Source organism: Chryseobacterium sp. CG10_8, from assembly GCF_058117085.1.
In genome coordinates, this window is record NZ_JBYVEB010000156.1 from 1 (window position 1) to 4,513 (window position 4,513).

The window sequence follows — 4,513 nt, forward strand, 5'->3', positions numbered from 1 at the left end:
CAAAATTAACAGAGACGGCTCTATTGTTTTAGCAGGAACAAGTGCTGAAGACTTAGGAAAAGAAAACTGGAAGATTGTTAAACTGGGTGATAAAGATTTAGAAGACTTAATCGAAGAATTACCGATTAAGATTTATCCTAATCCAGTGGATGATTATTGTTATGTTGAGATAGGATTTAAGTTCGAAGATGCTGTGATTGATTTATATGACATGAGTGGAAAACATATCCAATCTACTGCTTCTAAAAACCGTGTTACCAAGATTAACACCGCCGGACTTATTCAAGGCGCTTACATCATCACCGTGAAAACCAACAATAACCAGTCCGCTAATTCTAAAATTATTAAAAAGTAAAAAAACACAATTATGAGAAAGATAATTTTCTTGGTAGTATTAGCCTTATTTTCCAGAACTTCTCTAATATCCCAATCTCTGGCAAACTCAACAGATATGCCAAGTTCTCCAGAGGCAAGTAGTTTAAGAAAATTTGGTGAAATTCCAGTCAATCTATATACCGGTACTCCAGAGATAACAATTCCAATTGATGAAATTAAGGGAAAAGAAAAATCTCTACCTATATTTCTCCAATATGACGCTTCTGGAATAAGGGTAAATGATATCGCAACCTGGGTGGGATTAGGCTGGAATCTAAATGCAAGCGGTGTAATAACAAAGAATATAGTGGGGAAACCCGATTATAGAGTTACAACAAATATCAATTACTCATCACTTACATCAGATTCTTACAATAATTACTTAGTAATTCAGAATCTTTTTAATGTAACTTTAAAGAACGGAAATAGTTACGATACCCCATTAATGAACAGTTTTACCGGATTTTTTAGTAGTTATTTAACTGGTGCCAAAGATATAGAATTAGACTATTACACTATTAATACATGTGATGGCCTTAATGCAAGTTTTTACATACATCCGACAACAAAGATGATTTATTTTCTAGAAGAAAATGGGTTAAAGGGAAGTTTTACAACCACTCAATTCCCAGAACAAGATATTTCCGCTTTTACAATAACAAAAAGTGATGGCACAATATATTATTTCACTAATAAAGAAACCACTAAAGTTGAATACCAAAATTACAATGATGAAATTTCACAATATTACTCTGCGTGGTACCTTACAAAAATAGAATCTGGCTCCAAGAAAGATAAGTTCACATTCGAATACACGCCAACTGACTGGTGGACGACTCCACAAAATATGGGCAGTAATGATAATTGGGGCGATACTGTTTCTAGTAGACAATCAAGTGACGTAATCACTACTAGGGGGACCTCTCCAATCACAAGCACCTATCTTGTTAAGCAACCTTATTTATCCTCGATTTCTTACAATGAGACCGTAATGGCTACTTTCAATTTAGCAAATGTTGAAAGAGCAGACTTGAGGGGTAGGGCAGCATTAAATAGCATCATTACTCCTAAAAATCACATTCAATTTCTGTACTCTTATTTCGGCAGCCCTAATTCCACAAACGAAAAGGACAAGAGGTTAAAATTAGATTTGATAAATTTTAAAACCATTTCACCTAACCCTGAAATAGTAGATACTTATCAATTTACATATGAGTCACCAAATTCAATCCCTCCTAGAGGTTCGTTCTCTCAAGATTACTGGGGATACTTTAATGGACAAAATAACAATACGCTAGTGCCAAGAGTCAAAAAGAACTCAATTGAATATTTTGAAGGAGCAAATAGAAGTGCTTTTGAAAATTTTGCAAAAATTGGCACATTAAAAAAGATAACTCATCCAACAAAGGGAGAGACAGAATTTTTTTACGAGTCGAATAGTTTAAAGGTTCCATTAAAACTATTTGAAAACCATCTAACAATAAACGGAATCTATACAGCAGGCTCAATAACTGGAGGTCAAGATTCTACGGATCAATATAGATTCCTACAATGTGATGATGAGATATCATATGCTCCAAAAAGCGGCTTTTTTCGATTCTACATAGAGGCTCCTGGAACTGTAATATTCGAGGCTACAGCTTCTGCATCTTCAAATCAGTATCAATCAGTCAGTAGAATAATAATTGGTCAGTGCCTAGGCCCAAACGGAAGATGTCTTCCTTCCTCACAAGGAAACAATTTTTGTGCTATGCAACAGGAAGCTCTAATAAGCAAATCAACTACATTTGTACAGTCTATAACGCTATCACCTGGATGGTATTATGCGCTGTTAATGAATAATAATCCTAATGTTACCTTAACTCTCACCTATGAAAAAAACTTGACTGATAATGTTTCTCAGGAAGAATCCAAAGTAGGGGGATTAAGGGTACATAAAATTGTTAATCGAACAAATGACACCAATCAATCCTACGAAAAATTTTTTTACTATGATGATTTAGAAAAAGAAATAAATATTTCAACAGGTATACTAGAGTCTGGAAAAACTAGTGGGGAGGCTCACTTTGTACCATCATTTCATAAGACCGAATTTCGAAGTTATGCAAACACTACACCTTACCTATGCGGTGCTGATATTCATTATACTTATCTAAATAGGTTCGCCTCTAACGGAAATATCAATCTATTTGGTACGCCCTATATTGGCTATTCTCATGTGACTGAAATAAATTATGTAAACAATCAGTTCAACGGCTACGTTATTAATAGTTTTTTCAATGTAACAGGTATAGAAAGAATGCCATCATATAGCAGCCCGATTGTCAAATCTAATATTTTACTTGGCAAACTAATTAAAAAAAGGGCATATGATAGTAATAGAATAAAGATAACAGAAGAAAGAAATAGGTATGGTGTAACTAGTAATATAAACTCTTTTGTGAATAGTGGATACTTGAACCAATCGGATCACTTAATTTTGAATAAACATGCTTATATTCAAAATAACTCTAATCTCCAATCTACTTTTAGATATTCAACTTTCATGCTCTCAACAATCACGAATCAATGTTCTGAAATTTTACCATATTCAAATGGAGTTACATTTATGAATTACTCTCCTTTACCTCAGACTACTTCATTTCAACCTATCCCCTATCAAAGTAGGAGTATACAACTAATACAAAGAGATATCGAAGAGAACTTTAGTAAAGTACCTGAAAATAATACTAAAACTACAAAATCAAGATATAAAAACGAATATGATTTAATATACCCTTTCCTTCTAAAAAAACAAACGATTACACATCCTGATGATACTCAAACCGAAAAGAAATATTTGTATGCTCACGACAAGAATAATCAAAAATTGATTACTGCATATTTTTTGGAGGTTCCGTTAGAAATCGTCACAAAAAAGAAAATTGACAGTACTGATATCGTAGGAAAATTAATCTCAAGAGAAGAATACAAATTTGATAATCTTGGAAATTTGTTTCAGACTTCAAAAATCAATTACGATATTTCAACAAATAATGTTTCCAAAGAAGTAAATTTCGAATATGATTTATATGGAAACATTACAAAATACTATTCAATTGGAGAGACTCCCATCCATATTATCTGGGGGTATAATGCAAGATATCCAATTCTTAAGATTGTTGGAGAAAGTCTTGAACAATTGAATGGAGTTCGTCAAAAGATATTTAATTTACAGAGTTTGTCAGATTTAGATATTGATTTTCAGTCGGAACAAGACTTATTAATGGCATTAGATACCTTTAGAAGAGACCCTCTGTTAGCTAACTACCAAATCACCACCTATACCTACGACCCACTCATTGGAGTACGGAGTATTACACCTCCTTCAGGAATCAGAGAGTATTACATTTATGACACCGCCAACAGACTACAAAAAATTGTAGATGTTAATAACAAGACTTTGAAAGAATTCCAATACCACTACAAACCATAAAAACACAAAATCATGAAAAGAATTATCACCCTATTCAGTGTATTGTTTGTAGCAGGAACTTCTTTTGCTCAAACTACTGCTACTGTACCTAGCGCAAATGAAAACTATGTTTACACCAAAACGTATTTGGATGATCCAACAGGGGAGAATCCTAAGAAAGAAGAAACCGTCCAATATTTTGACGGTTTAGGACGTCCTAAGCAAATAGTGAATGTGAAAGCTTCTCCAACAGGAAAAGACGTGGTTACTCATATAGAATATGACCAGTTCGGAAGACAGGTCAAAGACTATTTACCGATTCCACAGAGCGGATCGGCTAACGGGGCTATCTACGCTTCTCCGCTTGGAAACGCTACTAGTATTTATGGAAACGAAAAGATCTATGCAGAAAAGATCTTAGAAAACTCACCATTAGACAGAATCCAACAGCAAATCCAAGTGGGAACCGCTTGGGCAACCCATCCTGTACAATTTGGTTATGATGCCAATGTAGCTAATGAAGTTAAAAAGTTTGTAACTACTACCACTTGGGCCAATAATGCCACCTCTTCGGTTCTTAAGATAGATGCAACAAACAGTTTTTATCCAGCGAATCAACTTTATAAAAATACCGTAACCGATGAAGATGGCAATGTAAGTATAGAATTCAAAAACGGTCAAGGA

3 protein-coding genes are annotated in these 4,513 nt (G+C 34.1%); all 3 read left to right on the forward strand.

Going from position 1 to position 4,513, the window contains the following annotated elements; all coding sequences use genetic code 11:
• Nucleotides 1–355, forward strand: a 355-nt coding sequence (locus AC4AGG_RS15335; protein ID WP_489772891.1) for a T9SS type A sorting domain-containing protein, incomplete at its 5' end; no start/stop codon positions are given.
• Nucleotides 356–367: 12 nt separating this feature from the next.
• On the forward strand, nt 368–3,850 hold the full coding sequence (locus AC4AGG_RS15340; RefSeq protein WP_489772892.1) for a hypothetical protein: 3,483 nt from the start codon (nt 368–370) through the stop codon (nt 3,848–3,850).
• Between the two features lie 12 nt (nt 3,851–3,862).
• Nucleotides 3,863–4,513 (forward strand): DUF6443 domain-containing protein (locus AC4AGG_RS15345; protein ID WP_489772893.1); only part of this gene is annotated, 651 nt, incomplete at its 3' end.